At 66.0% G+C, this 23,269-nt stretch carries 23 protein-coding genes; 11 read left to right on the top strand and 12 right to left on the bottom strand.

Features of this window, described 5'->3' with window-relative positions:
• Positions 1-23: 23 nt before the first annotated feature.
• On the bottom strand, positions 24-356 hold the full coding sequence (yajC, locus tag LV82_RS11265) for a preprotein translocase subunit YajC (protein WP_104071751.1): 333 nt from the start codon (positions 354-356) through the stop codon (positions 24-26).
• A gap of 207 nt (positions 357-563) precedes the next feature.
• Between yajC and serS the strand changes: the two genes are divergently transcribed.
• Complete coding sequence (serS, locus tag LV82_RS11260) at positions 564-1,856, top strand: serine--tRNA ligase (RefSeq protein ID WP_104071961.1); 1,293 nt, start codon at positions 564-566, stop codon at positions 1,854-1,856.
• 30 nt (positions 1,857-1,886) lie between these two features.
• Here serS and der read toward each other — a convergent pair whose 3' ends face one another.
• The 5 genes from der to LV82_RS15150 form a co-directional block, all read right to left on the bottom strand.
• Positions 1,887-3,353 carry a ribosome biogenesis GTPase Der gene (gene der, locus LV82_RS11255; protein ID WP_104071749.1) on the bottom strand — a complete coding sequence of 489 codons (1,467 nt, stop codon included), beginning with the start codon at positions 3,351-3,353 and terminating at the stop codon, positions 1,887-1,889.
• A 45-nt stretch (positions 3,354-3,398) separates the two neighbouring features.
• Positions 3,399-4,712, bottom strand: a complete 1,314-nt coding sequence (locus tag LV82_RS11250) for a PQQ-like beta-propeller repeat protein (protein ID WP_245873148.1) — start codon at positions 4,710-4,712, stop codon at positions 3,399-3,401.
• A gap of 43 nt (positions 4,713-4,755) precedes the next feature.
• The gene (locus LV82_RS11245) at positions 4,756-5,412 is read right to left on the bottom strand and encodes a tetratricopeptide repeat protein (protein WP_104071747.1); all 657 of its coding nucleotides are present in this window, start codon (positions 5,410-5,412) and stop codon (positions 4,756-4,758) included.
• Between the two features lie 69 nt (positions 5,413-5,481).
• Positions 5,482-7,383: an ABCB family ABC transporter ATP-binding protein/permease gene (locus LV82_RS11240; RefSeq protein ID WP_104071746.1), complete on the bottom strand. Its 1,902-nt coding sequence runs from the start codon at positions 7,381-7,383 to the stop codon at positions 5,482-5,484.
• 129 nt (positions 7,384-7,512) lie between these two features.
• Positions 7,513-8,931 (bottom strand): LysM peptidoglycan-binding domain-containing protein, encoded by a 1,419-nt coding sequence (locus tag LV82_RS15150; RefSeq protein WP_245873147.1) that lies wholly within the window; start codon positions 8,929-8,931, stop codon positions 7,513-7,515.
• 114 nt (positions 8,932-9,045) lie between these two features.
• On the opposite strand from LV82_RS15150, the gene LV82_RS11230 reads away from it, so the two are divergent.
• Positions 9,046-9,603, top strand: a complete 558-nt coding sequence (locus LV82_RS11230) for an LOG family protein (RefSeq protein WP_104071744.1) — start codon at positions 9,046-9,048, stop codon at positions 9,601-9,603.
• 3 nt (positions 9,604-9,606) lie between these two features.
• Here the strand turns inward: LV82_RS11230 and arsB are convergent, their stop codons facing one another.
• Entirely contained in the window at positions 9,607-10,644 is a 1,038-nt protein-coding gene (arsB, locus tag LV82_RS11225; RefSeq protein ID WP_104071742.1) for an ACR3 family arsenite efflux transporter, read from the bottom strand.
• A 79-nt stretch (positions 10,645-10,723) separates the two neighbouring features.
• Complete coding sequence (locus LV82_RS11220; protein ID WP_104071741.1) at positions 10,724-11,554, bottom strand: sigma-70 family RNA polymerase sigma factor; 831 nt, start codon at positions 11,552-11,554, stop codon at positions 10,724-10,726.
• Between the two features lie 85 nt (positions 11,555-11,639).
• On the opposite strand from LV82_RS11220, the gene LV82_RS11215 reads away from it, so the two are divergent.
• From LV82_RS11215 to LV82_RS11180, 8 genes are all read left to right on the top strand, one after another.
• Positions 11,640-12,263, top strand: coding sequence for a MarR family winged helix-turn-helix transcriptional regulator (locus tag LV82_RS11215; RefSeq protein WP_104071955.1), 624 nt, complete (start codon positions 11,640-11,642; stop codon positions 12,261-12,263).
• Positions 12,250-13,410, top strand: coding sequence for a P-loop NTPase (locus LV82_RS15225; RefSeq protein WP_104071739.1), 1,161 nt, complete (start codon positions 12,250-12,252; stop codon positions 13,408-13,410). Before LV82_RS11215 ends, LV82_RS15225 begins: the two co-directional genes overlap by 14 nt.
• On the top strand, positions 13,403-14,305 hold the full coding sequence (locus tag LV82_RS11205; RefSeq protein ID WP_104071737.1) for a DUF6522 family protein: 903 nt from the start codon (positions 13,403-13,405) through the stop codon (positions 14,303-14,305). Before LV82_RS15225 ends, LV82_RS11205 begins: the two co-directional genes overlap by 8 nt.
• Positions 14,306-14,732: 427 nt before the next feature.
• Entirely contained in the window at positions 14,733-15,986 is a 1,254-nt protein-coding gene (locus LV82_RS11200) for an extracellular solute-binding protein (RefSeq protein ID WP_104071953.1), read from the top strand.
• Between the two features lie 71 nt (positions 15,987-16,057).
• The gene (locus LV82_RS11195) at positions 16,058-16,939 is read left to right on the top strand and encodes an ABC transporter permease subunit (protein WP_104071735.1); all 882 of its coding nucleotides are present in this window, start codon (positions 16,058-16,060) and stop codon (positions 16,937-16,939) included.
• Between the two features lie 9 nt (positions 16,940-16,948).
• Positions 16,949-17,791 (top strand): sn-glycerol-3-phosphate ABC transporter permease UgpE, encoded by an 843-nt coding sequence (ugpE, locus tag LV82_RS11190; protein ID WP_104071733.1) that lies wholly within the window; start codon positions 16,949-16,951, stop codon positions 17,789-17,791.
• Complete coding sequence (gene ugpC, locus LV82_RS11185; protein WP_104071731.1) at positions 17,788-18,849, top strand: sn-glycerol-3-phosphate ABC transporter ATP-binding protein UgpC; 1,062 nt, start codon at positions 17,788-17,790, stop codon at positions 18,847-18,849. Before ugpE ends, ugpC begins: the two co-directional genes overlap by 4 nt.
• Before the next feature lie 43 nt (positions 18,850-18,892).
• The gene (locus LV82_RS11180; RefSeq protein ID WP_104071729.1) at positions 18,893-19,543 is read left to right on the top strand and encodes a DUF1868 domain-containing protein; all 651 of its coding nucleotides are present in this window, start codon (positions 18,893-18,895) and stop codon (positions 19,541-19,543) included.
• A gap of 58 nt (positions 19,544-19,601) precedes the next feature.
• Here LV82_RS11180 and LV82_RS11175 read toward each other — a convergent pair whose 3' ends face one another.
• The 3 genes from LV82_RS11175 to LV82_RS11165 are packed head-to-tail and all read right to left on the bottom strand — an operon-like array spanning position 19,602 to position 22,015.
• Complete coding sequence (locus LV82_RS11175) at positions 19,602-20,828, bottom strand: NnrS family protein (protein ID WP_104071727.1); 1,227 nt, start codon at positions 20,826-20,828, stop codon at positions 19,602-19,604.
• On the bottom strand, positions 20,825-21,523 hold the full coding sequence (locus LV82_RS11170; RefSeq protein ID WP_104071725.1) for a 5-formyltetrahydrofolate cyclo-ligase: 699 nt from the start codon (positions 21,521-21,523) through the stop codon (positions 20,825-20,827). The genes LV82_RS11175 and LV82_RS11170 overlap by 4 nt, the downstream gene beginning before the upstream one ends.
• A gap of 45 nt (positions 21,524-21,568) precedes the next feature.
• Positions 21,569-22,015 (bottom strand): group III truncated hemoglobin, encoded by a 447-nt coding sequence (locus tag LV82_RS11165; protein WP_104071723.1) that lies wholly within the window; start codon positions 22,013-22,015, stop codon positions 21,569-21,571.
• An 88-nt stretch (positions 22,016-22,103) separates the two neighbouring features.
• Here LV82_RS11165 and LV82_RS11160 point away from each other — a divergent pair, with 88 nt between their 5' ends.
• A complete protein-coding gene (locus tag LV82_RS11160; protein WP_104071721.1) occupies positions 22,104-22,523 on the top strand; it encodes an RrF2 family transcriptional regulator in 420 nt (139 codons plus the stop codon).
• Positions 22,524-22,525: 2 nt separating this feature from the next.
• Here LV82_RS11160 and LV82_RS11155 read toward each other — a convergent pair whose 3' ends face one another.
• On the bottom strand, positions 22,526-23,224 hold the full coding sequence (locus LV82_RS11155) for a helix-turn-helix domain-containing protein (protein WP_104071951.1): 699 nt from the start codon (positions 23,222-23,224) through the stop codon (positions 22,526-22,528).
• Positions 23,225-23,269 lie beyond the last annotated feature (45 nt).

Genomic DNA, 23,269 nt, shown 5'->3' with positions numbered 1-23,269 from the left:
GTTTCGCCTGCTCTTGGCCGCTTCTATTTCGAGGATGCGGGTTCCGTCTTGGACAGGACCGACGCAATGGTCGAGCGCACGACGCGCACGCGCACGCCATCGGCGATTTCGACCTCGACTTCGTTTTCACCATCCTTGACGCGGCTGATCTTGCCGATGATGCCGCCCTGCGTGACGACCTGGTCGCCACGACGCAGCGCTTCGATCATCGCCTTGTGCTCTTTCATCCGCTTCTGCTGGGGGCGGATCAGCAGGAAATACATGATCGCGAAGATCAGGATCAGCGGAATGAATTGCCCGAAGGCGGCGGCTCCACCGCCACCGGCGGCCTGGGCATAGGCAGGCGTAATCAGCATCAGGTTTTCCCCATCATTGTCTGTGTCGGGCGGGTTGGCCGCTCCGTCATGTCGCGGGGAACCTATAGGCGGCTTGCGGGCTTTGCAAGGCGCAGCGCAGCGTCGCTTCGTCCCATCCCCGCGATCGATTCACGGTTTCCCTTGGCAGGCGGATCGGGCATATCTGACCGCAATCCCGGGGCCTGCAACAACGAGGCAGCGACAGACATGCACGATATCCGCGCCATTCGCGAAAATCCCGACCATTTCGACGCGGCACTTGCGCGCCGGGGCCTGCCGCCCATGGCCGCGCAGATCCTTGCCATCGATGAATCCCGGCGCGCCGCGATCCAGGCCGCCGAAAGCGCCAAGGCCGAACAGAATCGCGCCTCGAAAGAGGTAGGCGCCGCCAAGGCCTGCGGTGACGAGGCCGAGTTCGAGCGCCTGCGCGCCCTTGTGGCCGAAAAGAAGGCCGAGGTCGCGCGTCTGGAAGGACAGGCCGCGGCCGAGGATGCCCGCCTGCGCGACCTGTTGATGGAAATCCCCAACCTTCCGCTTGACGACGTGCCGGACGGCAAGGACGAAAACGACAATGTCGAATTGCGCCGCTGGGGAACGCCGCGCGACTTCGATTTCGCCCCGCGCGAGCATTTCGACATTCCGGGCGTCCGTCCGGGAATGGATTTCGAAACGGCGGCCAAACTGTCGGGCAGCCGGTTCGTGGTGCTGAAGGGCGCGGTCGCGCGCATCCATCGTGCGCTGGCGCAGTTCATGCTGGACCTGCACACCACCGAACACGGCCTGACCGAGATGATGACGCCTGTCCTTGTGCGCGACGAGGCGATGCTGGGCACGGGGCAGCTTCCGAAATTCGCCGAGGACAGCTATCGCACGACGAATGGCTGGTGGCTGATCCCGACATCGGAAGTCACGCTGACCAACACGGTCGCGGGCGACATCGTCGATGAGGCCGCGCTGCCGATCCGCATGACGGCTCATACGCTGTGCTTCCGTTCCGAGGCCGGCAGCGCGGGCAAGGATACGGCCGGCATGTTGCGCCAGCACCAGTTCGAGAAGGTCGAGATGGTGTCCATCACCACGCCCGAGACCTCGCTGGCAGAACACGAACGCATGACGCGCTGCGCCGAAACCGTGCTGGAACGCCTCGGGCTGCCCTATCGCACGGTGGTTCTGTGCACTGGCGACATGGGCTTTGGCGCGCAAAAGACCCATGACATCGAGGTCTGGCTGCCCGGACAGAACCGCTATCGCGAGATTTCATCGGTTTCGGTCTGCGGCGATTTCCAGGCCCGGCGGATGAATGCCCGCTATCGCCCCGCCGGGGGCGGCAAGCCCGAATTCGTGCACACGCTGAACGGGTCGGGCCTTGCCGTGGGACGCACGCTGATCGCCGTGCTGGAAAACGGCCAGCAGGCGGATGGGTCCGTCGTCCTGCCCGAAGCCCTGCATCCGTGGCTTGGCGGCAAGACCCGCCTGACGCCCGAAGGCGAGCTGGTCTGAATCGGTCACGGGCGCCGTGAAATCAGGGGGTCAGGATTTTCCTGGCCCCTTCTTCGTATGCTTGCGCAGCCGTGAAGGCGTGTGGAACTTGCGGTCCTTGAACGGGTTCTGATCACCCTGGTCGCGGAAATACAGCCGGATGGGCGTGCCGGGCATGTCGAAATCCTCGCGCAGGCCGTTGATCAGATAGCGCGCATAGCTTTCGGGCAGATGTTCGGCCTGGTTGCACTTGACCACGAAGGCAGGCGGGCGTGTCTTGACCTGGGTGATGTAGCGCAGCTTGATCCGGCGCCCCCCGGGGGCCGGAGGCGGATGGGCCACGGTCATTGCCGACAGCCACTGGTTCAGGCGGGAGGTCGCGATCCGGCGGTTCCAGACCTCATGCGCGCGCAGGATCGCCTGATGCAGACGATCCAGCCCCTTGCCCGTCTTGGCAGAGACGGTCACCAGCGGGGCGCCCTTCAACTGCGGCAACAGCCGGTCCAGCGCCTCGCGCATCTGCTTCAGCTTCTCGGACTTGTTCTCCTCCACGTCCCATTTGTTGACCGCGATGACCACGGCGCGGCCCTCGGATTCGGCGAAATCGGCGATGCGCAGATCCTGTGTCTCGAACGGAATGGCGGCGTCCAGCAGCACCACGACGACCTCGGCGAAGCGGACCGCGCGCAGGCCGTCGGCGACCGACAGCTTTTCCAGCTTCTCGGTCACGCGGGCGCGCTTGCGCATCCCTGCCGTGTCGAAGATGCGCATGGGCGTGCCCATGAATTCGGTCCGAACCGAGATCGCATCGCGCGTGATCCCCGCCTCGGGGCCGGTCAACAGGCGCTCTTCCCCAAGGATGCGGTTGATCAGGGTGGACTTTCCCGCATTCGGGCGCCCGATGACGGCGATCTGCAGCGGCCGCTCGGCGGTCGGGCGCCAGGCCTTTTCGTCGTTTTCGTCGGCGTCCTCGTCCAGTTCGACATCGGTTTCGGGGGCGTCGGCCGCGGCGCGCTCGGCCAGTTCATCGGCGATGGGCTGCAGCCGGCGATACAGGTCGTCAAAGCCCTCGCCATGTTCGGCCGAAAGACGCAGAGGCTCGCCCAGACCCAGCGCATAGGCTTCCAGCGCCCCGGCCTCGCCAGCCTTGCCTTCGGCCTTGTTGGCAGCAAGGATAACCCTGACGCCACGGCGGCGCAGGATCTCGGCAAAGACCTCGTCAGTGGGGGTGACACCCGTGCGCGCGTCGATCACGAACAGGCAGACATCGGCCATGTCGATCGCGCGCTCGGTCAGGCGGCGCATCCGGCCCTGCAGACTGTCGTCGGTCACATCCTCCAGCCCGGCCGAGTCGATGACCGTGAAGCGCAGATCGCCCAGCCGGGCGTCCCCTTCGCGCAGATCGCGCGTGACCCCGGGCTGGTCATCGACCAGCGCCAGCTTCTTGCCGACCAGGCGATTGAACAGCGTGGACTTGCCCACATTGGGCCGTCCGACGATGGCGAGAGTAAAGCTCATGTATCCGTTCCTGTGACCAAGCCGCCCGCTTACACGGCTTTGCCGTCAACGGAAAGCCCGAAGCCGCCCGTCGCGCGTGACGACGTACAGGACACCGCCCGCAACGGCCGGCGCGGCCGCGGCACCGCCCGGCAGCGACGTGCTGTAGACCAGCGCACCCGACTGCGGGTCGAAACTCCGCAACAGCCCGTCCGAAGAGACGACGACCAGCCGCCCCCCGGCCAGGACCGGACCGTAATGCGCGACCACGGCCTTGCGGCGCTTGTCCTTGTCCTTGGTGAAATAGGGCAGATCGATGCGCCAGATCTCGGCCCCCGAGGCCGCATCAAGGCGCAGCAGCTGATCTTCGTCATTGACCAGGAAGACCGAGCCGCCCGCGACGGCCACCGGGCTCAGCGCCCCATCCGCAGCCGTCCAGAGCCGCGCGCCCGTATCGGCATCGACCGCGATCAACCGGCCGGCATGCGTGCCCGCATAGACGGTGCCGTTCGCGATGACCGGATCGCCCGTCAGGTCGCTGACCGAGGCATAGGCCCGGCCGCGCCGCTGGCCTGCCACGAAAGCCTGCCACAGCCCGGTTCCGTTCTTGCGATCGACCGAAATCATCTGGCCGGAATCGAAGGGCAACACGACCTGCCGCGTATCGACCGCCGGTGCGGCCGCACCTGCCACGCCCGAAGGCGATGGCGTTCCCGGAAGCGTCCATTCGACCTTGCCATCCGCCGCCCGCACCGCCCAGGCCGAGGCATCGTCGGCCACGACATAAACCAGCCCGTCCACGGCCGTGGGCGCACCGCCCACGCCGGCCAGAAGCCGCTGGCGCCAGAGAATGCCGCCATTCGCGGGATCAAGGGCGATCAGCTCGCCATAGCCCGTGGTCGCAAAGACACGGCCGGAATCATAGGCCAGCCCGCCGCCCGTCGCCTCACCCGGACGGTCCGAGGGCGGGGTCAGATCCGCCTGCCACAGGACGCGACCCGAAAGGTCGGTCGCGGTGACCCGGGCCTGCGAATCCAGCGTGAAGACCCGGTTGCCCGCCACGATCGGCTGGGCGTTGATGCGATGCTTGCGGTCGTTGCCCGCGCCGATCGACACCTCCCACACCTGGACCGGCGCGGGGGACAGCGCGACATGGCCAGGCGCATGGGCGGGGTTCCCCGCGCGGTGATCCCATTCGGCATTGGCGCGCGCAGCCGGCAGCCGGATCGGGGCCGGACGGGCGGCGGTCACCTGCAACGGCTCTCCCATCGCCTGGACGCGGGGGTCGATCCGTTCACCCTGAAGGATCACTTCCTGCTCGCCACAAGCCGCAAGCAAGACCAGAGCCGCGACCATTCCGATAGCTGTGGAAATCTTCACCTGCCGCCCCTTCCCGATCGTTATGGTCACGCCATTGTCCGGATCACGCAGCCCCCGGCGCGCCACCCAACACAAGGATCATCTGGTTCGCCCGGCGGCGCAAGTCGGCGGATGCGCCGGGCTCTTGCGCGACCAGCCGGAATTGTTCGATGGCCGCCGCGGTATCGCCCTGTTCGACCAGAAGCAGCGCCTGTTGTTCCATGGCAAGCGCACGATAGGGCGCGCCGGGCTGGGCAAGACGATCAAGCACCGCTTTGCGTTCAGCCGGATCCATCTGCGCATCGGCAAGGATCACGGCCTTCAGCTCGGCCAGCTGCCGATAGAGGTCGGGCAGTTCCTGGTCTGCGGCAAGGGCGTTCAGCCGGGCCAGCGCTTCGTCGCGCCGTTCGGCCTGCAGCAGGGCATCGGCGGCCAGCAGTTCGACGACCGCCCGGGCGCCCGGCCCATCTGCCGGGATCTGCTCCAGCGCTTCGGCCCTTGCCGCCGGGTCCTCGGCCGACAGGGCATCGATGATCGCGTCGCCAAAGGCCTGGGCCGCGGCACGCGCCCGCGCCTTTTGCCACTCATTGACGGCAGCGCCGCCGACCACCAGCACGACCAGCGTGATTCCGATCCATCCGTATTTGCGCAGGAAGGCAAAAAGCCGATCGCGGCGCACCTCTTCGGTGACTTCCTCGATGAAACTGTCGGTATCGCTCACGCCCGTTCTCCGCCTGATGGGTTCCGCAGTGTCTTACACGCAAGCGCGCGAACTTGCCAAGCCCGCGCCTCAGCCAGAAGCCTCTTCCTGATCGGCCAGACGCAGACGGGGCCCCGCGGGCTCTTCGCCCTCTTCCCCGGACTCGCCCTCGGCGGACTGGCGCGCCCACATCGCGGCATAGCGTCCGCCGCGCGCAAGCAGGTCTTCGTGCCGCCCCTGTTCGACGATACGGCCCTTTTCCAGCACCACGATCATGTCCGCATCGGCAATGGTGGACAGCCGGTGGGCGATGGTGATGACCGTGCGGCCCTTTCCCATGGCCCGCAGCGAGACCTGGATGTCGCGCTCGGTCTGCGTGTCCAGCGCCGAGGTCGCCTCGTCCAGAAGCAGGATCGGCGGATTCTTTAGGATGGTGCGCGCGATGCCGACACGCTGCTTCTCGCCGCCCGAAAGCTTCAGGCCACGCTCGCCCACCCGGGTGTCATAGCCTTCGGGCAGCGAGACCACGAAATCGTGGATCCGCGCGGCGCGGGCGGCCTCGATCACCTCTTCCCGCGTGGCGTCCGGACGGCCATAGGCAATGTTGTAATAGATCGTGTCGTTGAACAGGACCGTGTCCTGCGGAACGACGCCGATCGCGGCCCGGATCGAATCCTGCGTCACGTCGCGCAGGTCCTGACCGTCGATGCGGATCGCGCCCCCCGTCACATCGTAGAACCGGAACAGAAGCCGCCCGATCGTGGACTTGCCCGAACCCGACGGCCCGACGATCGCCACGGTCCTGCCGCCCGGGACCGTCAGGCTGACATCCCGCAGGATGGGCCGGGCCGGGTCGTAGTGAAAGCTGACATGGTCCAGTTCCACCCGCCCTTCGGTCACCTTCAGCGGCTGGGCGCCGGGCTTGTCGGTGATCTCGGCCGGCTGATCGAGCAGCGCAAACATCTCGCCCATGTCCACCAGGGCCTGCCGGATCTCGCGATAGACGGTCCCAAGGAAGTTCAGCGGCATCGTGATCTGGATCATGTAGGCATTGACCATCACGAAATCGCCGACCGTCAGGGCGCCGCTGCGGACCCCGATCGCCGCCATGACCATCACGATCACAAGCCCCGTCGTGATGATCAGCGCCTGACCGAAGTTGAGCAGCGAAAGCGATTGCCCGGTGCGCACGGCGGCCTGTTCATATCCGGCCATCGCGGCGTCATAGCGTTCGGCCTCGCGCCGCTCGGCACCGAAATACTTGACGGTTTCGTAGTTCAGCAGGCTGTCCACGGCCTTCTGGTTGGCCTCGGTGTCCTGGGCGTTCATCTGGCGGCGGATCTTCACCCGCCATTCGGTGACCTTGAACGTCCAGGTGACGTAGATGGCGATGGTCACCAGCACGACCAGCGCATAGCGCCAATCGAACAGAAGCGCGAAGACCACCGTCACCATGGACAATTCCAGGATCAGCGGCCCGACCGACAGCAGCATGAAGCGCAGGAGAAACTCGACCCCCTTCACCCCCCGTTCGATGATCCGCGACAGCCCGCCCGTCTTGCGCGTGATGTGATAGCGCAGCGACAGGCGATGGATATGCGTGAAGGTCTCGAGCGCCAGCCTGCGCAGCGCGCGCTGTCCGACCCGGACGAACAACACGTCGCGCAGCTCGTTGAACCCGACCGAGGCGACACGCGCGACGCCATAGGCGACCGTAAGCCCCACCGCGCCCGCGGCCAGCAGGAAGCCGTCATCGCGCGGCTCGCCCGACATCGCGTCGACCGCCGCCTTGTAGAAGAAGGGCGTCATGACCGCCACGACCTTGGCCATGGCCAGCGCGATCAGCGACAGGACGACGCGCCGCTTCGCCCAGCTTTCGCCCCGGGGCCACAGATAGGGCGCGACCCGGCGCAGGGTGCGCAGGCTGCTTGCCCAGCCATCCGCGTGCTGAGCCTGATCCCCGGCGATCGTCTGTTGCGCTGGCGCGGACATCTGCCTTGTCCCTTTTTACTGCTGAGCGAGTTGCGGATGCCCCTGATCGCATCCGCGCGGGGCGGACGCAAGGGCCGGCAGGCAGGCGGCGCGCACAGGGGCTGCGCGCCGACATGGACTGCCCGTGCCTCAGCGCGTGGGTTCGGGCACGGTGAAGACCTGCCCGGGATAGATCAGGTCCGGGTCCCGGATCTGGTCGCGATTGGCTTCGAAGACTTTGACGTAAAGCGTTCCCTGGCCATAATTTTCCCGTGCAATCTGCCACAGGGTAAAGCCCGGCTGCACCGTCACGATCGCCGCGCGCGGGACCGAGGCAGGCGTCGCATCCGCCTGCGGCGCGGGCGTCTGGGCCGGCTGGCCGACCGGCTCGGATCGTGCGATTGCCTCCGGCGACTGGGGCCCTTCCGGCGTGGCAGGCATTTCGGGCGCGTCGGGACCGGCTTCACCCCCCGCAATTGCCGCACCGGCCAGCGCGGCGGCGACGGCCTCGGGCGCTTCCCTCTGGAAAGGCGTCTCGACACGCGAGGTCACGCGGCCGGACGCGTCCACTTGGTCGATGCGCAGGGTGTAGACCCCCGGCGCGATCCCGGGCAGCGAGATCGTCCATTGCCCGTCCTGACCGATCGAGACGATCCCGACCGGCGCGTTGTCAAGGTAAAGCCGCGCATATTGGCCCGCGCCGCCACGGCCGCCGATCAGGACTTCACCCTTGGGGCCGTAGCCGATCGTGTCCAGCACGATCGTGCCGCCCGCATTGGCCTGGCTCTGGCGGCGCACGCCGGTGCGATCGACGATCAGAACTTCCGGCTCGGGCGCGGCGGCCTGCTGCGATTCATCCGCGGTCGCGGACTCCTGCGCTTCGACCCTGGCCGCGGCATCGGACGTGGTCTCGGGCGCCACGGCGACATCCACCCCGGGACTCTCGGCGACCGGGCGCTGGATCGGGCCGATGACGACGCTGGCATCCGAATCCACAACATGTCCGTCTTCATCCTGTCTGCGCAGGGTCATCACGCGCGGTGTCTCGGACGGCGCAAGCTCGACCATCGCGGCGAAGGCGCCGCGTCCATCCGGCTGCACGCGGGCGATCTCGGCGCCATCGACGAGGACCGAGACAGGGCCGCCCTGCCCCGCACGTCCCGCGATCAGGACCGTGCCGTCGGGGTCGACCCTGACGGTGTCGAAACTGGGCGCGGCGACTTGCGGTTCGGCCGGAATCTCTGGCGCGGCCGAGGCGGTCGGATCATCACCAGCCTGGGCAGCGTCGGCTTGCGCCGGGTCGGTGGCAGTTTCCCGGGCCGTCACCCCGGAATCGACCTGTCGCGCGGTCGATTCCGAAACGTCTGGGGAAATCGGATCCGGCGCTGCCGATGGGGCGCCTTGGGGCACCAGGGCCACGGTTGGCTCATCGGCCTGTTCGCGATTGCCCAGCGGGTCGAACCACCGGATCCCGGCCACCGCAAGGATCAAGGCAAGCACAGCCATGCCCCAAAGAATGGGGTCGCGGCGCGCGGCCCTTGCGATCTGGCTTTTCGGCTGTTCGTCCATCTCCCCTCCGCCCTTCGACGATCGCCCCGGTCCTTCGGCGGCGATGCGATCCGCTTGCGATTGGCCAAGAAAGGCCGCTATCACGGGAAAAAGCAATCATTTCAGGGCCGGTCAATGAGCAATTTCCCGAAATCCGTCTGCGTCTACTGCGGTTCGCGCGCCGGGCGGCACCCCTCCTATGCCCGCGATGCCCGCGCCGTCGGCGCAATGCTGGCGCGAAACGGCTGGCGGCTTGTCTATGGCGCGGGCGATGTCGGCCTGATGGGAGAAGTCGCCCGCACCGCGCAGGCCGAGGGCGGCCAGACCCTGGGCGTGATCCCCACCCATCTGCTGGCGCGCGAGGTCGGCAAGCGCGACCTGACCACCTTCGTCATCACCGAAACCATGCATGAACGGAAGAAGGTGATGTTCATGAACGCCGATGCCGTGGTCGTCATGCCGGGCGGCGCGGGATCGCTGGACGAATTCTTCGAGGTCCTGACATGGCGCCAGCTTGGCCTGCATGACAAGCCCATCTTCCTGCTGGACACGCAAGGATTCTGGCAACCCCTGATCGGGCTCATCGATCACGTGATCGCTGAAGGTTTCGCGGAAGCCTCGCTGCGCGATTTCATCGAGGCCGTCCCCGACACCGACACGCTGGATTCCCGCCTGCAAGCCCGGCTGGGCTGATGCTCAGCCGGTCTGCCCGGCGGCCTTGGCCCGGTCCTCGAACCGCCCGCGCGTGCGGTTTGCAAAAGCCACCAGCGACAGCATCACCGGCACCTCGACCAGCACGCCCACCACGGTGGCCAGCGCCGCGCCCGAATTCAGACCGAACAGGCTGATTGCAACCGCAACCGCCAGTTCGAAGAAGTTCGACGTGCCGATCAGCGCGCAGGGCGCGGCGATGCGGTGCGGAACATGCAGGGCATAGGCTGCGCCATAGCCCAGCGCGAAGATGCCGTAGGACTGGATCAGGATCGGAATCGCGATCAGCAGGATGACCTCGGGGCGTTCGACGATCACCTTGCCCTGCAGGCCGAACAGGATCATCACCGTCGCGATCAGCCCGATGACCGACCACGGCTTCAGCCGCTCGCGAAAAGCCTCGATCCTTTCCTCGCTGCCCAGCGCGCGCCGCGTCAGCGCCCCGGCGACCAGGGGAAGCGCCACGAACAGCACGACCGACAGGACCAGCGTCTGCCAGGGCACCTCGATCTCGGTCACACCCAGGAGGAAGGCCACGATCGGCGCAAAGGCAAAGACCATCACGACATCGTTCACCGAAACCTGCAGCAGGGTATAGTTCTCGTCGCCGCGGGTCAGTTGCGACCACACGAACACCATCGCGGTGCATGGCGCGGCACCCAGCAGGATCAGGCCGGCGATATATTGCTGTGCGTCTTCCGGCGCGATCAGGTCGGCAAAGACATGTTCGAAGAACAACACGCCAAGCGCGGCCATGGTGAAGGGCTTGATCAGCCAGTTGACGATCAGCGTGATGGTCAGCCCTTTCGGCTGACGCACGGCCTGCCCCAGCGCCCCCAGATCGACGCCGATCATCATCGGATAGACCATCGCCCAGATCAGCACGCCGACAACCAGATTGACCCGGGCGATCTCGGCCGCGGCGATGGCCTCGACCAGGCCCGGCGCGACAAGGCCCAGCACGATGCCCGCGATCATCGCAAGGGCGACCCAAAGCGAAAGGTACCTTTCGAAAATGCTCATCTGCACTGCCCCACGCCGTTGATACGCCGGGGCTGATGCCATCACGGGCCGGAATTGTCCATGCGGCAGGCCCGGCCCGTCAGATGAAGGCTTCGATCCGCGCGCCCGACCGGCTCAGCGCCTCGCGCATGCGTTCAAGCGCACGTTCGCGCAGCTGGCGCACACGCTCCTTCGATATCCGATGGCGCTGGCCCAATTCCTCGAGCGTCGCGGCAGGCTCCCGGACCTGGGTCGCCAGAATGATGTCGCGCTCGCGATCGGGCAGGTCCGACAGGGCGCGCACCAGCGCGTCGCGAAGCGTCTGCTGATCCAGCCAGTCGACGCGGTCGCCCGGATCGATGCTGTCGGGATCGACCAGGTTGGCCAGCCGGTCTTCGGCCTTGTCGTCCAGCGACGAAACGTTCAACGACGCGTCGGCCCGCACGGCACGGGCGCGCATCGCCTCCAGCGCGTCCTGTTCGATGCCCAGTTCCTGCGCGATCCGCGCATCGTCGCCGACATGGATGCCGTCGAGACGGCTCAGGGCCGATCTCATTCCCGAATCGCCCGAATTCGGGCGACGAACGATCGACCCCATGGTGCGACGATATTCCTGGACTTCGGCACGCACCCACCAGACGGCATAGGTCGAAAAGCGGCGGCCCCGGCTCAGGTCGAACCGGTCAAGCGCCTTCATCAGACCGATATTGGCCTGCTGGACAAGGTCGGGATCCGCCACACCGCGCCCGCCCGAAAAGCGCCGCGCCATTGCGACCGCCATCGGCGCAAAGGCATTCAGAAGGCGCTCGCGCGCGCGTTCATCCCCACGCTCCTGCCACGCACGGATCAGGTTGGCTTCGTCTTCGGCCGACAGGGCGCGAGAGCGATCCGCCGAGCGTCTGCGGCCCCAGTTGGGATAGGGAGTATTCATGCGCGGCCTCCTGTTGGTTTCGGTTCGAAACTATTTCCTTTCGACCCGGCTTGTCAAAATGATTTCGTATCGCTATCAATTCACAATGACGCGACCGAACGAACTGCCCGAAGCGGATTGCCTTGCGCAGATCCTGATCCATCTTGGACGCGCCGCCCGGTGCGAGGATGGGGCGTCGGGCCTGACCGCGGCCCAGTGGACCTGCCTGCGGTTCCTGGCGCGGGCCAATGCCCGGACAAGAACGCCGTCCGGTTTCGCTTCTTTCCATGCGACTACGCGGGGGACGGCTTCTCAGATCACAAAGTCGCTGGAATGCCGCGGACTGATCGCGCGGCGCCGATCCGAGGAGGACGGGCGCAGCGTGCGCTTTGACCTGACCGAACAAGGCAGGAAGGTGCTCGCCGACGATCCCTTTCAGGATCTGGTGGCCGCGATTGCCGACCTTGACGAAACCGAGCGGCGCGCCTTCCACGCAACGCTGATGCGACTGGCCGCCCAGCTGGCCGCGCGCCGGGGCCTTCCCGCCTTCGGGACCTGCGACGATTGCAAGCATCTGGAAGAACGCACATCCGGCGCGCATTGCGCCTGCATGGGCCGGGATATCGAGATCACCGATCGCGCCAGCCTATGCGCAAACCATGCCGCAAGCGAACTGACCCCCGGCCGGACAATTGCGAAGACAGGACACGACAGGAATGACAACGACTGAGACAACACCGCGACTGATCGCGATTTCCAGCGGCAAGGGCGGGGTCGGCAAATCGACCGTCACGGCGAATATCGCCGTCGCCATGGCGCAGGCGGGGCTGCGCGTGGGCGTGGTGGATGCCGACATCTATGGCCCATCGATCCCGGGGATGCTCGGGATTGCCTCGGCCCCCCCGGCCATGACGCCCGAGGGCCGGGTCATCCCCGCCCGGGCGCATGGCGTGCGCGTCATCTCGATGGGCATGCTGACCGACGATGATCGCCCGGCGATCCTGCGCGGACCGATGGTGTCAAAATACCTGCAGATGTTCGTGCGTCAGGTCGATTGGGGGCCGCTGGACGTCCTGCTGCTGGACCTGCCCCCCGGCACGGGCGACATCCAGCTGACGCTGGCGCAGGCATTTCCGCTGTCGGGCGCGGTCGTGGTCAGCACGCCGCAGGATGTCAGCCTGAAGATTGCCCGGCGCGGTCTGCGCATGATGGAACAGGTCAATGTCCCGATCCTGGGGGTGGTCGAAAACATGTCCGGCTTCACCTGCCCCAGCTGCGGAACGGTGACCCATATCTTCCATCAGGGCGGTGGCGAACGCGTCGCGGCCGAACTCGGTGTCCCCTTCCTGGGGCGGATTCCGCTGGACCCGTCGGTCGTCGATTGCGGCGATGCCGGCAGGCCGGTCGTTCTGACCGCGCCCGATTCTCCCGCCGCGACGGCGTGTCGCGACATCGCCACGAAAATCGCGGCCGAGTCCGTGTCATCGGGTGGAATCGCCACACCGTTTTCCTGGACGCCCGGGCAGGCGGAATCGCCCGCTGCCCCGGTTGCGCCCGGCCCGGATACGCCCCCCGGCGCGCTTTGCGGCATCGAGATCCGCCCCGAGGCACTGACGCTGACCTGGGGGGACGGCCGGCGCCAGACGATCCCCGCGCGCGACCTGCGCCTTGCCTGCGGATGCGCGCGCTGCAAGGACGAGATGACCGGCGCAAGGCTGCTGTTGCCCGAGACCGTGCCGCTGGATGTCCACCTGACCCGTGTGCACAGTGTCGGAAACTATGCGCTGGGGCTTGCCTTCAGCGATGGACACGACACCGGCATCCACACTTTCGCCAGCCTGCGCGAAATGAGCGAGCCCGAGGTCGAGGATGTCTGACGCGCCCGGACAAATGCGCATCCGCGCGCGCAGTTCGATGACGGATCCGCACGCGATGGGTTTCATGCTGGACCAGCCGCTGCCGGCGGGCGTGGCCAACCGCTTCAATTCGCCCGAAGAGGCGGCAATGGCGCCGCTTGCGCGCGCGCTGTTTGGCGTGGAAGGCATTGAGCGCATCGCCATCGACGGGGCAACGATCTGGCTGCGCAAGGCCCCCACGGCCGACTGGGCCAGCCTGAAGCACCAGGTCGCGGCGACCATCCGCAAGGTCATGGCCGAAACCGCAAGCCCGCTGGGCACGGCGCAGGCACGCAATGACGATGCGGCCCTGCTGCGCGCTGTCGAGGAGATCCTGCACCGGCAGGTCAATCCCGCGATCGCCGCGCATGGCGGGCAGATCGACGTGGTGCGCGTCGAACAGGGCCGCGTCTTCCTGCGCATGTCGGGCGGCTGCCAGGGCTGCGCGGCCTCGGCCGCCACCCTGCGCGAAGGCGTCGAGCGCATGCTGCGCGCGGCCCGCCCCGATATCCGCGAGATCGTGGATGTGACCGAGCACGAACTGGGCGCCAACCCCTATTACAGCAGAACGCCCGGCGAGCCCCCCGTTCTGAACCGCCCCCTGCCGCCCGGCACCGTCACGCTAGAGGACGGGCGGATCGCCGTCGATCCCGACTATCTGGCCCCCCGTCTTGGGCTGACGCCCGATGCGATGCGCGCCGCCATGAAGAACGGAGAAGTCGTCGGAGTGACGGAAATCGGCGAAGGCAAGGATGCGGGCAAGCGGCGTGTCGTCGTCCGCAGCCAGACCCGCGCCTGGGCCGCAGAGATCCTGCCCGACGGCTCGGCACGCGAAGTGCCCCCGCCCCGCGCCGCGCGCAGTGGAACCCGGGCCTAGGACCGATCCACGCCGCGACCGCCGTCAAGGCGCACCATGCGCAGCCGTTTTCGCGCGGTATCGGCATGTCGCATCTTCTCGTCCCATTGCTTTTGACGGCGCTGACCGGCCCCCTGAATTCCTTGCCGCAGGCCGGCCATGTTCCGCGCGGGTCGTCGTGGCGGATCAAGCCTTGCCATGAATGATTGCCCAATCGCCGGTCATGTCCCGATGGGGTTCGGTGCGCTTTCGCATATGATCGGGTTTGTTCCTTTTCTCATCGGGAATCTTCGATCTTTACTTTTTCATGAAACAGCGTTCATCTGTCTGTCACAAACAAGAGCTACGCCACCGCAGCGTAGCAACCTTCTCAGGGAGAAAATCCATGGATCGCAGAAGCTTTATCGCACTCACGGGCGCCACGGCGCTTAGCACCACCCTGCCGCGCATGGCACATGCGGCCGATGCCACGAAGATCACGCTGTGGCACGCGATGGGCGGCCGTCTGGGCGAGGTCGTCAACGAAATCGCGACGCGGTTCAACGCCGACCAGAGCGCGGCCATGCTCGAACCCGCTTACAAGGGAGGCTACGAAGACACGCTGACCTCGGTCATCGCTGCCTTCCGTGCGGGCGAACATCCGAACATCGCGCAGGTCTTTGATGCGGGCGCGGCGACCATCATCGGCGCGCCGGGCGCCGTGGCGGCGGCCGAAGACCTGCTTGCCGAAACCGGCGTCGCCTTCGATCCCAACGACTATATCGACGGCGTGCGCTACTTCTATGCCGATTCGGCGGGCAAGATGATCGGCATGCCGTTCAACAGCTCGACGCCCATCCTGTACTACAACGAAGACGCGCTGAAGAAGGCAGGCGTCACCCCGCCAAAGACCTGGGAGGAATTCCAGGAAATCGCGCCGAAGCTGAAGGAGGCGGGCTATGTTCCGCTGGCCCAGTCGCACCTGCCCTGGATCTTCACCGAAAACTTCTTCTCGCGGCACAACCTGCAGTTCGCGACGAACAACAACGGCTTCGATGGCGCCGAGGGAACGAAGCTGCTGATCAACACGCCCGAGATCAAGATGCACTTTGCCCGCGTCAAGGAATGGCTGGATGCCGGCCTGTTCGGCTTCTACGGCACGGGCTGGAACGACAACCAGGCGGCCTTCGAAACCGGCAAGGCGGCGATGTGGCTGGGTTCGTCGGGGTCGTTCGGCGGCCTGCTGAAATCGACGAACTTCCCGTTCTCGGCCACCTTCCTGCCCTACTGGAAGGAGATCACCGAACAGCCCTACAGCACCTTCATCGGCGGCGCCGCGCTGTTTGCCCTGTCGGGCAAGCCCGCCGAGGAAAACCGCGCCACGGCCGAGTTCTTCAAGTATCTCTCGTCGCCGGAAATCCAGTACTACTGGCACAAGGAGACGGGCTATGTCCCGATCACCAAGGCCGCATACGAGATGGCCAAAATGGACGGCCATTACGAGCGCTTCCCCGCGGCCGAGATCGGCATCCTGCAGCTCAACGAGCGCGCGGGCGAATGGACGCGCGGCTATCGCCTTGGCTACTATGTCCAGATCCGCGACGTGATGAACCGCGAATATGGTCGCATCTTCTCGGGCGAGACCGACGTCGATACGGCCTTCGCGACCATCGAAAGCGAAGCAAACGCGCTGCTGGATCGCTTTGCCCGCACGACGGGCTGACCACCGTTTCGTAACAATGCGAAAGCCGGCGCCCAGAGCGCCGGCTTTCATCACCCAGGAAAGACCCCGACATGAAGAGCGCGCAATTCGATTCGAGGTTCGGCCCGTATCTTCTGCTGCTGCCGCAGATGGCGGTGATATCGATCTTCTTCCTGTGGCCCGCCGCCGAGGCGGTATGGGCGTCGTTCTTTCTGGAAGATCCGTTCTTTGGCACGCGGGTCTTCGTGGGGCTGGAAAACTATGTCACCGCGCTGACATCCGACGACTACGCGCGCGCGGCCTGGTTCACCGTGATCTTCACGGCGGTCGTGACCCTGGCCACGCTGGGCATAGGCATGTGGCTGGCCGTGGCCGCCGACAATGTTCTGCGCGGCAACAACACCTACAAGACGCTTCTGATGTGGGTCTATGCGATCGCCCCACCCGTCGCGGGCCTGATCGGCGTGATGCTGTTTGACCAGCATATCGGCCCGCTGGTCGATTTCGTGGCCCTGTTCGGGCACGAGATGCAGGTCGGCGTCAGCTGGTGGGACACGGCAATCGCGATGATGATCGTCGCCTCGTGGAAGCAGATCCCCTACACCTTCATCTTTGTCCTGTCGGGTCTGCAATCCATTCCGAATTCCGTGCGCGAGGCCGCGGCCATCGACTGCCGCTCCTCGATCCGGCGCTTCTGGACGGTGATCTTCCCGCTTCTGGCGCCCACCACCTTTTTCCTGATGATCGTCAACATCACCTATGCCCTGTTCGAAACCTTCGGCATCATCGACCTGATGGTGAAGGGCGAGCCCGGCAACAACCCCAAGACGCTGGTCTACAAGGTCTATCTTGACGGCTTCCGGGGCAACGATCTGGGCGGCTCGTCGGCGCAGTCGGTCATCCTGATGATCCTGGTGCTGGCGCTGACCATCGTCCAGTTCCGCCTGATCGAACGGCGCATCCATTACAGCTGAGGTCCGACCATGAAACGCGATCGACTGCGCGACCATATCGTCCTGATCCTTGGCGCGATCCTCATGATGGGGCCGATCATCGTCGCCTTCACCACCTCGACCTTCGATCCGGTGGAAATCCACCGCGAAGGGATGAAACTGGGCTGGGGCGGCAATTTCCTGGAAACCTACAAGGAAGTGCTGTTCCAGAAGGGCGGCTTTTCCGGCGAGGTCACGGGCGCCTTGATGACGATGAATTCGCTGATCCTCGGCATCGGCTTTGCCGTGGGCAAGATCGTGGTTTCGATGCTGGCGGCCTATGCGATCGTCTATTTCCGCTTTCCGCTTGGAAGCTTCTTCTTCTGGGTCATCTTCTCGACCCTGCTTCTGCCGCTCGAGGTGCGCATCCTGCCCTCCTATGAGGTCGTCCAGCAGCTGGGGCTTCTGAACACCTATACGGGTCTGATCCTGCCGCTGATCGCCTCGGCCACGGGGACGTTCTACTTTCGCCAGTTCTTCCGGTCCGTCCCGGACGAGCTGCTGGAGGCCGCGCGCATCGATGGCGCCGGTCCCTTGCGCTTCTTCATCGACTTTCTCGTGCCGCTGTCGCGCACGATGATCGCGGCGATCTTCATCATCATGTTCGTCGTCGGCTGGAACCAGTATCTGTGGCCGATCCTGATCACGACCGACGAGCACTACTTCACGCTGGTTCGCGGCATCAAGCAGGTGCTGCAAACCTATATCGGGGCGAATATCCCCGACTACAACGAGGCGCTGGCCATGGCGATCCTGGCGATGCTGCCACCTGGCCTGGTGGTCATCGTGTTCCAGCGCATGTTCATCAAGGGGCTGGTGGAATCCGAAAAATGACAGAAAAGACGCTTGTCCTGACCGATGTGGTCAAACGCTATCCGAACGGCGCGCTTGCCGTGGACCGGGTGAACGTGGATGTGAATGCGGGCGAGCTTGTGGTCTTCGTCGGCCCCTCGGGTTGCGGCAAGTCCACGCTGCTGCGCATGGTGGCGGGGCTGGAGACGGTCACCGACGGCTCGATCGAGCTGGCCGGTCGGGTGGTGAACGATCTGGAGCCCGCCGAGCGCGACATCGCCATGGTGTTCCAGAACTATGCCCTTTACCCGCACATGTCGGTGCGCAAGAACCTGTCTTATGGCCTGAAGAACCGCGGCCTGCCCGCGGACGAGATCAATCGTCGCGTCGAGGAGGCCGCCGAGATCCTGGAGATCGGCGCATTCCTGGACCGAAAGCCATCGCAATTGTCGGGCGGCCAGCGCCAGCGCGTGGCGATGGGTCGGGCGATCGTGCGTCACCCCGCGATCTTCCTGTTCGACGAACCGCTGTCGAACCTGGATGCACGGCTGCGCAACCGCATGCGGGTCGAGATCCGCAAGCTGCAGCGCAGGCTGAACACGGCGATGATCTATGTCACCCACGACCAGGTCGAGGCCATGACCCTGGCCGATCGGATCGTCGTTCTGAATGGCGGCCGGGTCGAACAGATCGGCTCGCCGGCCGAGGTCTACGGCGACCCGGCATCGACCTTCGTGGCCAGCTTCATCGGCGCGCCGCCCATGAACCTGATCGAAGTCGGCATCGAAGCTGGCCGCGCCATGCGCGACGGCGTCGCCCTTCCGCTGCCGCCTTCGCATGATGGCGCCTTGCCCGCCAAGGCGATCTGGGGGCTGCGCCCCGAACGCGCGCGCGTGGGCGATGACGGCAATGGCATCCCCTTCACAATCGACGTGGTCGAGGAACTGGGCGCCTCGCGCCTTCTGCACGGGCGCATCGGTGGCGCCGAGTTCACGCTGCAGCAGGACGCCAGCGCGCCGCCGCCGTCCCAGGCGACGACGCTGCTGATCGACCCGCGCGACGTGCACCTGTTCGACGCGGAAACGGGCAAGGCTCTGTGAGCCTTGCCGACGCAGTCGCTGGCGCGAATGCCCCCCACGCTTTCTGAACCGGCGTTTCGACGCCGCGGGGCGCGCGCTGTCCGAACCCGGCAACACGCTCGTGGCCATGCTGGCCGACGGCCCGTTCCGGGAGCGGCTTTGCGCCATTCGCGCGAGTCTCGGGGCGACCGAGGCCGGCCGGACCGCGATCGCCTGGCTGCCGGAATCGTCCTGGCACATGACGCTGTTCGACGGCGTCCTGTTGAACGAAGAGCGTGCCGAATACTGGCCCGGGGGCCTGCCCCGAGGGCCGGACAGGGCCGAGGTCACCCTGAACCACATGCGCGCGGCGATACGGCAGCACCCCATTCCCAAGCCGCCCTACCGGATGCGAACCACCTGTCTTGGCGGCTTCGAAACCGGCGGCTTCGGCATCCGTTTCGAGGAGGCCGACACCGCCGAACGCCGTCGCCTGCGCGCATGGCGCGACGCGATCGCCGCGGCGGCCGGTCTGTCACACCGGCCTGGGCATCGGACCTATGTCTTTCACCTGACGCTTGGCTACATGATCGCCTGGCCCGATCAGGCCGCCGCCGAGGCGTTCGATCGGGCTGCTGCCCGGGAACTTGCGTCCCCCCTGCCCCCACCGGATTTCCTTCCCGGCCGTCTTTGTGTCTTTGCGGACATGACCCGGTTCGATCCGGTGGATGCCTGAATCGCACGTCGTCGGCGCTACGTTCCGAACGCGCCCGATCACTCGGGCAAGGGGCCGGTCACGCGGCGGGCCGCGCGCCGGACGGGGCTTTTCGTGCAAGCCGAGGCCGGGTCAGGATCGGCCAATAGATCGCCACGAAGCCGCCCCAGGCGCCGATCCAGCCCGCCGCCGAAAGATGCAGAAGCCAGACTTCGCCGGGCCAGGCCCCGGCAAGAACTCGCGCGGCGACCGAAAGGATCAACGCGCCGTAAAGCGTCGCAATTCCACCACTTGCGTGCAATGCCCGCCCGGTATGCCCTAATGCGGCGCGCGTCATGACCGCCATGGACATCAGCCCCACCGCACCCGCCATCCACAGATGCTGGGCGGCCGCCATGCCAAGGGTGCCGGGCAAGAGGATTTCGGCCCCCATGCCCAGCGCGCCAAGCGGCACGAAGCAATAGCCGACATGCAGGACCGTCACCAACGGCTCGGCCAGCGTTGCGTGACCTCTCCACCGGGCCAGTCGGATCAGGTGCAGCGCCCCGGCGACCAGCAGCAGCATGCCGGTCAGCACATGTTCGGGCGCGGCCGTCCATGCGGCCAAGGCAAGCAAGAGACCCGCAAGCGCGATCCGGTCGAATACCTGCATCGGCGCCGCCGGCATGGCCGCAGCGCCCTGCGCGGCCAGCCAGTTTCGGGTAAACGATGGCACGATGCGTCCGCCGATGATACCGATCATCATCACCGCGGCGGCCAGCCCCAACCGCAAGCCGACCCCACCCTGAGCATAACCGTGTTGCGCGGCCTCCCACAGGAACAGGCCGTCGCCAAGCGCAAAGACGGCCAGAAGGACCAGAATCACCAGATTGCGCCAGTTACGGCCGGCCACGATCTCGCGCGCGATGACAAGGGCAAGAACCGCAGGCATGGAAAGTTCGGCCACGGCCACCATGCCCATCGGCAGATGACCGGACACGGCCATGGCCACGCGCCCCAGGCCCCACAGCGCGACAAGCCCCGCCAGGGGCCACCCGGTAATCGGCAGCCGTCCTGTCCAGTTCGGAACCGCGGTCAGCATGAAGCCCGCCATCACGGCCCCAAGGAACCCGAACAGAAACGCGTGCGCGTGCCATTCAACCGGCGCCATGGCGATGGGCAAGGGATCGAGCCCGCCCAGCATGGTGATCCAGATGACCATGGAAAGCGTGGCCCACAGCCCGGCCCCCAGAAAGAACGGGCGAAATCCGTAGCTGAGCAGCGCGGGCACGGCCCAGGCGCGCATCCGTTCGGCCGAGCTTGTCATGGTGCGATGTCCTTCACTGGTCCGGATTCGGTGACGATCTGGTCCATGGGAATGTCATGCGGCTGCGGAAAGATCGTCGGTACGCGCGCGGCGTCCAGCCCCACCCCGATGGCCTTCGGCCGTGGCAGCAAGGCGCCCAGAGTGCGGTCGAAATAGCCGCCTCCGAATCCCAGCCGCCAGCATGTGCCATCTTCCTCTAGGGCCCAGCCGACCAGGGGCGCGATACAGATGTCTGGCGTCACCACCGGCGCATCATCGGGCGGAACGGGGATGTTCCAGTGCCCGCGGACCAGGCCCATGCCGGGCGTCCAGCGCCGGAACTCAAGCGCGGCCTGCGGGCGCACGACGACCGGCAGTGCGACGATGGCCCCCTGTGCGTGCCACCGCGCCATCAGGGCGCGCAGATCGGGTTCGCTCTTGATCGGCCAGAAGGCCGAGATCACCCGCCCGGAGGGACCGCCGCATGAGTCCAGCACGCGCTCCAGATGCCCTTCCAGCCGGGCGGATATCTCCTTGCGCAGGGCAACCGGCAGGGCCGCGCGGTCTTGCAGAAGCCGCGTCCGCTGTGCCCTGCGCCAGCGGGCGACATCGCGCGCCTGCTGGGCGTCGACGGCAAGCGGATCGAAATAATCCGGCGCGACGTCCGACGCCATGCAGGGCGGCGAGGCAAAACCACGGCGATCTTCATCGGCCATTGCGGTTCTCCATGAATCGTCGCGGAACTGACCGCATCGGCCCATTCACCGCAACAGTGGGACGGCGCCCTTTTCGGTCTGGGCGTTTCTGACCGCGATATGCAGCGACCGCGCGATGCGTTCGGCACGCTCGATCAGGTGCCCCGCGCCCTTGGGCGGGCAGATCTGCTGCGCCGTTTCGCGAAACAGGCCGAGCCAGCGCTCGAAATGGCGCCATTCGACCGGCAATCCCGCATGCGCCGGCACCGGCGCGCCGTGATAGCGTCCGGTCATCAGGGCAACCGAGGACCAGAAATCGACCATCCGGTCCAGATGCGGGCCCCAGTCGCTGATGCGCGCCTCGAAGATTGGGCCCAGAACGTCATCGCGGCGTACCTTGTCGTAGAATGCGTGAACAAGACGGCGCAGCATTTCGTCGCTCAGCCCGGTTTCGGCCATCAGTCGCGCCGTGGCCTGGGGGCGCGAAGACAGAATTCGCGGAAGGGGTTGCATGGTCGATCACCGCTTCAAGGCTATGCTTGGGACGCTAGCCGCGTTAATAGGTATTGTAAATACCAATTAAGGAAAGGCTCGTGCAACGATGCGGCTGACCTCGTTCACCGATTATGGCCTGCGGATGCTGATGCGACTGGCAAGCGCGCCCTGCCACGCCTTCACGACCGCGGAACTGGCGACGGAATTTGCCCTGTCCCGCAATCATCTGGCCAAGATCGCCCAACGCCTGGCGCAGGCCGGGATCATCGAAACCCGGCGCGGCGGCAAGGGCGGTGCCTGCCTTGCATTGCCGCCGGAACAGATCCGGCTGGGTCACGTGGTCAGGATACTCGAGGAAGGTTCGGCCCTTGTCGAATGTCTGGGTCCATCCGGGACATGCACCATCGACGGAAGCTGCCGCCTGAAGACCCGGCTGAAAGCTGCCCAGCGCGCCTTTCTGGATGAACTGGACCGCGCGACGCTGGCGGATATCGCGCTGCCCCCCTGCCCCGTCGATCCGGCGTGACCTCAGCTGGCCGGATCGTCGATCAGCGGGCTGGGCCGGGCAAAGCGTTCCAGGTCCTGCTGATCGCCGATGCGCACCCGCGCGCCATCGACCAGGACGCCATAGGCCTGCAGCGCCCGCAGGGTGCGTGACAGATTTTCGGGCGTCATGCCCAACAGCGAGGCCAGGCGGCGCTTTTCGAACGGCAGGTCGAATTCCGCCGCGCCGCCCGCGCGCTGCTGCTGACGCAGCAGGAAATTCGCCAGTCGTTCTTGCGCGGTGCGCAGCTTCAGGTTCTTCTGCGCCTTGACGACCGAACGATAGCAGGTGGCAAGCTCGACCACGACAGCGCGCGCAAAGTCGCCATCCTCATCGAAGACTTGCCGCACATCCTGGCTGGGGATCATGACGATGCGGCTTTTTTCCATCGTGACCGCCGACATCAGATAGGGCGCATCCCTGATCGTCGCCGCCAGGATGAAGGTCGAAACCGGCCGGACCGTCGCCATAGAGGTCCGGCGCCCGTTCCATTCCGCGTACAGATCCACCGCGCCGGACACCAGGATATGCAGAAAGTCGGCCGACTCGCCTTCGGCGATCAATTCGACTTCGGGCGGAAAGCTCTGAACATAGGCCGCACGCATCAGGCGCGCGTAACTGTCGTCCGACATCCCGGCAAACAGATGCAGCGAACGGACCTCTTCGAAGTGCGAATCGGGCATTGGATCATCCTTGCAGCGCAGATTCGCTTGATAAATGTCAAACGG

The sequence above is a fragment of the Albidovulum inexpectatum genome (genome assembly GCF_002927635.1).
In the GTDB taxonomy this organism is placed as follows: Bacteria; Pseudomonadota; Alphaproteobacteria; order Rhodobacterales; family Rhodobacteraceae; genus Albidovulum; species Albidovulum inexpectatum.
The sequence above is the reverse complement of the archived record's forward strand: the minus strand, read 5'-3'. Positions and strand labels throughout refer to the sequence as shown.

Bases quoted from the DNA above. Each gene is read 5' to 3' on its own strand.
- LV82_RS11165 (WP_104071723.1), bottom strand. From the start codon at position 22,015: ATGCAACCCCTTCCGCGAATTCTGTCTTCGCGCCCCCAGGCCACGGCG.
- LV82_RS11205 (WP_104071737.1), top strand. From the start codon at position 13,403: ATGTCTGACGCGCCCGGACAAATGCGCATCCGCGCGCGCAGTTCGATG.
- LV82_RS11200 (WP_104071953.1), top strand. From the start codon at position 14,733: ATGGCACATGCGGCCGATGCCACGAAGATCACGCTGTGGCACGCGATG.
- LV82_RS15150 (WP_245873147.1), bottom strand. From the start codon at position 8,931: ATGGACGAACAGCCGAAAAGCCAGATCGCAAGGGCCGCGCGCCGCGAC.
- LV82_RS11195 (WP_104071735.1), top strand. From the start codon at position 16,058: ATGAAGAGCGCGCAATTCGATTCGAGGTTCGGCCCGTATCTTCTGCTG.
- yajC (WP_104071751.1), bottom strand. From the start codon at position 356: ATGCTGATTACGCCTGCCTATGCCCAGGCCGCCGGTGGCGGTGGAGCC.
- LV82_RS11175 (WP_104071727.1), bottom strand. From the start codon at position 20,828: ATGACAAGCTCGGCCGAACGGATGCGCGCCTGGGCCGTGCCCGCGCTG.
- LV82_RS11160 (WP_104071721.1), top strand. From the start codon at position 22,104: ATGCGGCTGACCTCGTTCACCGATTATGGCCTGCGGATGCTGATGCGA.
- ugpC (WP_104071731.1), top strand. From the start codon at position 17,788: ATGACAGAAAAGACGCTTGTCCTGACCGATGTGGTCAAACGCTATCCG.
- LV82_RS11230 (WP_104071744.1), top strand. From the start codon at position 9,046: ATGAGCAATTTCCCGAAATCCGTCTGCGTCTACTGCGGTTCGCGCGCC.
- LV82_RS11220 (WP_104071741.1), bottom strand. From the start codon at position 11,554: ATGAATACTCCCTATCCCAACTGGGGCCGCAGACGCTCGGCGGATCGC.
- arsB (WP_104071742.1), bottom strand. From the start codon at position 10,644: ATGAGCATTTTCGAAAGGTACCTTTCGCTTTGGGTCGCCCTTGCGATG.
- ugpE (WP_104071733.1), top strand. From the start codon at position 16,949: ATGAAACGCGATCGACTGCGCGACCATATCGTCCTGATCCTTGGCGCG.
- LV82_RS15225 (WP_104071739.1), top strand. From the start codon at position 12,250: ATGACAACGACTGAGACAACACCGCGACTGATCGCGATTTCCAGCGGC.
- LV82_RS11240 (WP_104071746.1), bottom strand. From the start codon at position 7,383: ATGTCCGCGCCAGCGCAACAGACGATCGCCGGGGATCAGGCTCAGCAC.
- LV82_RS11170 (WP_104071725.1), bottom strand. From the start codon at position 21,523: ATGGCCGATGAAGATCGCCGTGGTTTTGCCTCGCCGCCCTGCATGGCG.
- LV82_RS11155 (WP_104071951.1), bottom strand. From the start codon at position 23,224: ATGCCCGATTCGCACTTCGAAGAGGTCCGTTCGCTGCATCTGTTTGCC.
- LV82_RS11215 (WP_104071955.1), top strand. From the start codon at position 11,640: ATGACGCGACCGAACGAACTGCCCGAAGCGGATTGCCTTGCGCAGATC.
- serS (WP_104071961.1), top strand. From the start codon at position 564: ATGCACGATATCCGCGCCATTCGCGAAAATCCCGACCATTTCGACGCG.
- der (WP_104071749.1), bottom strand. From the start codon at position 3,353: ATGAGCTTTACTCTCGCCATCGTCGGACGGCCCAATGTGGGCAAGTCC.